This is a genomic window from Campylobacter showae CC57C (assembly GCF_000344295.2).
In the GTDB taxonomy this organism is placed as follows: domain Bacteria; phylum Campylobacterota; class Campylobacteria; order Campylobacterales; family Campylobacteraceae; genus Campylobacter_A; species Campylobacter_A showae_B.
Map to the genome: position 1 here is coordinate 1 of NZ_AOTD01000077.1, position 5,853 is coordinate 5,853.

At 44.7% G+C, this 5,853-nt stretch carries 2 tRNA genes and 3 rRNA genes; all 5 read left to right on the forward strand.

The features are described 5' to 3' along the window. The first annotated feature begins 178 nt into the window (after positions 1-178). Positions 179-1,689: ribosomal RNA gene (locus H740_RS03160) — 16S ribosomal RNA — on the forward strand. Positions 1,690-1,902: 213 nt separating this feature from the next. Further along, positions 1,903-1,979 (forward strand) — tRNA-Ile (locus tag H740_RS03165). Between the two features lie 12 nt (positions 1,980-1,991). Beyond that, a tRNA-Ala gene (locus H740_RS03170) sits at positions 1,992-2,067 on the forward strand. A 481-nt stretch (positions 2,068-2,548) separates the two neighbouring features. Then, positions 2,549-5,454: ribosomal RNA gene (locus H740_RS03175) — 23S ribosomal RNA — on the forward strand. A 169-nt stretch (positions 5,455-5,623) separates the two neighbouring features. Beyond that, positions 5,624-5,742, forward strand: a 5S ribosomal RNA gene (gene rrf / locus H740_RS03180). Together the 16S, 23S and 5S rRNA genes with 2 tRNA genes alongside form the textbook arrangement of a ribosomal RNA operon. The last annotated feature ends 111 nt before the right edge of the window (positions 5,743-5,853 follow it).

A 5,853-nucleotide genomic window follows, 5' to 3' on the forward strand; every position in this document is an offset into this window, starting at 1 on the left:
TTAACACTGTTAAACTAATTAGTCAATCTTTGAAATCTAAACAAGTGATCGATTGAGCCAATCTTTTATCAGGCTTTCCCTGGAAAGTAGATAAGAGATAAAACTAATTAATAAAATTAAAGTTTTTTGATTAAAACTTCATATTAAATCCTAAGATACTTTTATTTTAGGTAAATTTTATATGGAGAGTTTGATCCTGGCTCAGAGTGAACGCTGGCGGCGTGCCTAATACATGCAAGTCGAACGGAGATTAAATAGCTTGCTATTTAATCTTAGTGGCGCACGGGTGAGTAATATATAGCTAACTTGCCCATTACTAAGGGACAACAGTTGGAAACGACTGCTAATACCTTATACTCCGTATCTATATAAGTAGATACGGGAAAGTTTTTCGGTAATGGATAGGGCTATATCGTATCAGCTAGTTGGTAAGGTAATGGCTTACCAAGGCTATGACGCGTAACTGGTCTGAGAGGATGATCAGTCACACTGGAACTGAGACACGGTCCAGACTCCTACGGGAGGCAGCAGTAGGGAATATTGCTCAATGGGGGAAACCCTGAAGCAGCAACGCCGCGTGGAGGATGACACTTTTCGGAGCGTAAACTCCTTTTCTTGGGAAAGAATTATGACGGTACCCAAGGAATAAGCACCGGCTAACTCCGTGCCAGCAGCCGCGGTAATACGGAGGGTGCAAGCGTTACTCGGAATCACTGGGCGTAAAGGACGCGTAGGCGGATTATCAAGTCTCTTGTGAAATCTAACGGCTTAACCGTTAAACTGCTTGGGAAACTGATAATCTAGAGTAAGGGAGAGGCAGATGGAATTCTTGGTGTAGGGGTAAAATCCGTAGAGATCAAGAAGAATACCCATTGCGAAAGCGATCTGCTGGAACTTAACTGACGCTAATGCGTGAAAGCGTGGGGAGCAAACAGGATTAGATACCCTGGTAGTCCACGCCCTAAACGATGTATACTAGTTGTTGCTTCGCTAGTCGAGGCAGTAATGCACCTAACGGATTAAGTATACCGCCTGGGGAGTACGGTCGCAAGATTAAAACTCAAAGGAATAGACGGGGACCCGCACAAGCGGTGGAGCATGTGGTTTAATTCGAAGATACGCGAAGAACCTTACCCGGACTTGATATCTAACAAATCATCCAGAGATGGAAGAGTGTCTGCTTGCAGAAATGTTAAGACAGGTGCTGCACGGCTGTCGTCAGCTCGTGTCGTGAGATGTTGGGTTAAGTCCCGCAACGAGCGCAACCCACGTCATTAGTTGCTAACGGTTCGGCCGAGCACTCTAATGAGACTGCCTTCGCAAGGAGGAGGAAGGTGTGGACGACGTCAAGTCATCATGGCCCTTATGTCCGGGGCGACACACGTGCTACAATGGCGTATACAATGAGACGCAATATCGCGAGATGGAGCAAATCTATAAAATACGTCCCAGTTCGGATTGGAGTCTGCAACTCGACTCCATGAAGCCGGAATCGCTAGTAATCGTAGATCAGCCATGCTACGGTGAATACGTTCCCGGGTCTTGTACTCACCGCCCGTCACACCATGGGAGTTGATTTCACTCGAAGCCCAAATACCAAACCGGTTATGGTCCACAGTGGAATCAGCGACTGGGGTGAAGTCGTAACAAGGTAACCGTAGGAGAACCTGCGGTTGGATCACCTCCTTTCTAGAGTACAACGAATATTCTCTCACAAGATATTCGTCAAAGGAAAATTTGGATATACAATACTAGATGCTAAATAAGATTGCGAAGCAATCGTTTTAGCTGTAACTTTAGTATTGCTTCTTAGTAGCAACTTGTCGCTACGCTAAAGAAGATTAAAAGTATATCTACTCAATCGACCTTGTTTAGTTTTGAAAGATTGACACAAACCTATAGGGGCCTATAGCTCAGCTGGTTAGAGTGCACCCCTGATAAGGGTGAGGTCACAAGTTCAAGTCTTGTTAGGCCCACCAGAGAATTTAATTGGGGAATTAGCTCAGCTGGGAGAGCGCCTGCTTTGCACGCAGGAGGTCAGCGGTTCGATCCCGCTATTCTCCACCATGATTAGTTTAACATCAAAAAGTCTAAACTAAGTATTTTTATTAAATGTTTAGTTTAGACTTTGTCGAAATAGACTCTTTATTTTTACGGCGCTTCCGAAAGAAGCGGTGTGCTTTAGGGGTTTCCAAAGGGCTGTGCCCTTGGTCGCAAAGACTAGCTTTGCTAGTCTGCGAAGTCTAAATGTTATTTAGTTTATCATTGTTAAAAGTCACAATCAAGTTTTAATAAATAAAACAATTTTACAGGACTTGTTAAAGATTTAAAGATCTTGCTTATTTGCTTAATGCAGAAGTTTGACGTCACAAGATATCATAGGATTTAAAACTTACCTAGGTATTAGTCAATGCTTTCCGTCTTAAAAGCTAGAGATTTAAATTTAGTAATTGATCTTAAATTTGAGGCTTAGCTATGAAATCTTAAATTTAATAGTTACCTTTAACAAGGAAGTGATGCGAATTAGAATATATTATATACTAATAAAAGGTAAGCTACTAAGAGTAAGTGGTGGATGCCTTGGCTAGTAGAGGCGATGAAAGACGTGCCAGGCTGCGATAAGTCTCGGGGAGCCGTCAAGGGGCTTTGATCCGGGAATTTCTGAATGGGGCAACCCAGTTAAGCGCGAGCTTAACTACCTAATATGGAGCGAACGAGGGGAATTGAAACATCTTAGTACCCTCAGGAAAAGAAATCAAAAGAGATTACGCTAGTAGCGGCGAGCGAACGCGTAAGAGGGCAAACCGTTAGTTTACTAACGGGGTTGTAGGACTGCGATATAGACTAAACTTAGCTAATAGAATAATCTGGAAAGATTAAGCACAGAGGGTGATACTCCCGTATATGAAAGCTTTGTTTTACTTAGCAGTATCCTGAGTAGGGCGGAACACGTGATATTCTGTCTGAAGCTGGGTCGACCACGATCCAACCCTAAATACTACTACTAGACCGATAGTGCACAAGTACCGTGAGGGAAAGGTGAAAAGAACTGAGGTGATCAGAGTGAAATAGAACCTGAAACCATTTACTTACAATCATTCAGAGCACGATTCTTTATGACGTGTGATGGACTGCCTTTTGCATAATGAGCCTGCGAGTTGTGGTGTCTGGCGAGGTTAAGGAAACCCGGAGCCGTAGCGAAAGCGAGTCTTAATAGGGCGTTTAGTCAGATGCTGCAGACCCGAAACGATGTGATCTATCCATGAGCAGGTTGAAGCCGGTGTAAGAGCCGGTGGAGGACCCAACCCGCTGGCGTTGAAAAGCCATGGGATGACTTGTGGATAGGGGTGAAAGGTCAATCAAACATCGTGATAGCTGGTTCTCTCCGAAATATATTTAGGTATAGCGTCATGTAGTAACACTGGGGGGTAGAGCACTGAATGGGCTAGGGCATACACCAATGTACCAAACCCTATCAAACTCCGAATACCTAGTGTGTAATCATGGCAGTCAGGCGGCGAGTGATAAAATCCGTCGTCGAGAGGGGAACAACCCAGACTAACAGCTAAGGTCCCTAAATCTCATTTAAGTGGAAAACGATGTGGAGTTACTTAAACAACCAGGAGGTTGGCTTAGAAGCAGCCATCCTTTAAAGAAAGCGTAATAGCTCACTGGTCTAGTGATTCTGCGCGGAAAATATAACGGGGCTAAAATGAGTACCGAAGCTTTAGACTTAGTTTTACTAAGTGGTAGGAGAGCGTTGCATTCAGCGTCGAAGGTGTACCGGTAAGGAGCGCTGGAGCGAATGCAAGTGAGCATGCAGGCATGAGTAGCGATAATTGGGGTGAGAATCCCCAACGCCGTAAACCCAAGGTTTCCTACGCGATGCTCGTCATCGTAGGGTTAGCCGGGTCCTAAGCAAAGTCCGAAAGGGGTATGCGATGGAAAATTGGTTAATATTCCAATGCCAACTATAATGTGCGATGGAAGGACGCTTAGAGTTAAGCAAGCTAGCGGATGGTAGTGCTAGTCGAAAGGTGTAGGTTAAGATCCAGGCAAATCCGGATCTTTTTAAGCCGAGACCCCACAGGCGTTTGAAGTTCTTCGGAATGGATAGCGAATTGCTGATACTGTCGAGCCAAGAAAAGTTTCTAAGTTTAGTTATAGTTGCCCGTACCGTAAACCGACACAGGTGGGTGGGATGAGTATTCTAAGGCGCGTGGAAGAACTCTCTTCAAGGAACTCTGCAAAATAGCACCGTATCTTCGGTATAAGGTGTGCCTAACTTTGTGAAGGATTTACTCCGTAAGCATTGAAGGTTACAACAAAGAGTCCCTCCCGACTGTTTACCAAAAACACAGCACTCTGCTAACTCGTAAGAGGATGTATAGGGTGTGACGCCTGCCCGGTGCTCGAAGGTTAATTGATGACGTTAGCTCTGCGAAGCGTTTGATCGAAGCCCGAGTAAACGGCGGCCGTAACTATAACGGTCCTAAGGTAGCGAAATTCCTTGTCGATTAAATATCGACCTGCATGAATGGCGTAACGAGATGGGAGCTGTCTCGAAGAGGGATCCAGTGAAATTGTAGTGGAGGTGAAAATTCCTCCTACCCGCGGCAAGACGGAAAGACCCCGTGGACCTTTACTACAGCTTGACACTGCTATTGGGATAAAAATGTGCAGGATAGGTGGGAGGCTTTGATCCATAGACGCCAGTTTATGGTGAGCCGTTGTTGAGATACCACTCTTTTTTATTCTGATAGCTAACTAGCTTGAGTTATCCTCAAGTAGGACAATGTCTGGTGGGTAGTTTGACTGGGGCGGTCGCCTCCCAAAATGTAACGGAGGCTTACAAAGGTTGGCTCAGAACGGTTGGAAATCGTTCGCAGAGTATAAAGGCAAAAGCCAGCTTAACTGCGAGACATACACGTCAAGCAGGGACGAAAGTCGGTCTTAGTGATCCGGTGGTTCTGTGTGGAAGGGCCATCGCTCAAAGGATAAAAGGTACCCCGGGGATAACAGGCTGATCTCCCCCAAGAGCTCACATCGACGGGGAGGTTTGGCACCTCGATGTCGGATCATCGCATCCTGGGGCTGGAGCAGGTCCCAAGGGTATGGCTGTTCGCCATTTAAAGCGGTACGCGAGCTGGGTTCAGAACGTCGTGAGACAGTTCGGTCCCTATCTGCCGTGGGCGTAAGAAGATTGAGGAGAGTTGACCCTAGTACGAGAGGACCGGGTTGAACCGACCACTGGTGTACCAGTTATCCTGCCAAGGGTAGCGCTGGGTAGCTATGTCGGGATGTGATAACCGCTGAAAGCATCTAAGCAGGAAGCCAACTCCAAGATGAATCTTCTTTTAAGAGCTCTTATAGACTATAAGTTTGATAGGCTGGGTGTGTAATGGATGAAAGTCCTTTAGCTGACCAGTACTAATAGCTCGTCTGCTTATCTTTTAATAAGCATCACTTCCTTGTTAAGGGTAATTTTACTTCTAAAATCCGAAATAAAATATCTAATCTATACCCTATCAAGATCTTGTTTTAGTTAAAACGAGATTTGACTTTTAACAATTAAATAGCAGTGTTAAAAAAGTAAATTAATATAGTTTATTTCTTTAACACTGCCCGTGACTATACAGACGAGGAAACGCCTTGCTCCATCTCGAACCAAGAAGCTAAGCTCGTCCTGGCTGATGATACTCTCCCTTACTGGGATGTCGGGAAAGTAGGTCGTTGCGGGCTTTGTTTTTTATTCTTTTATACTAATTACTCTCTTGTTTTATATTCTGTACTCTTTGGTTTATTTATCTTGTAATCTGTTCTTTGTTCTTGAAGATTTGTTTTTGGTGGTTG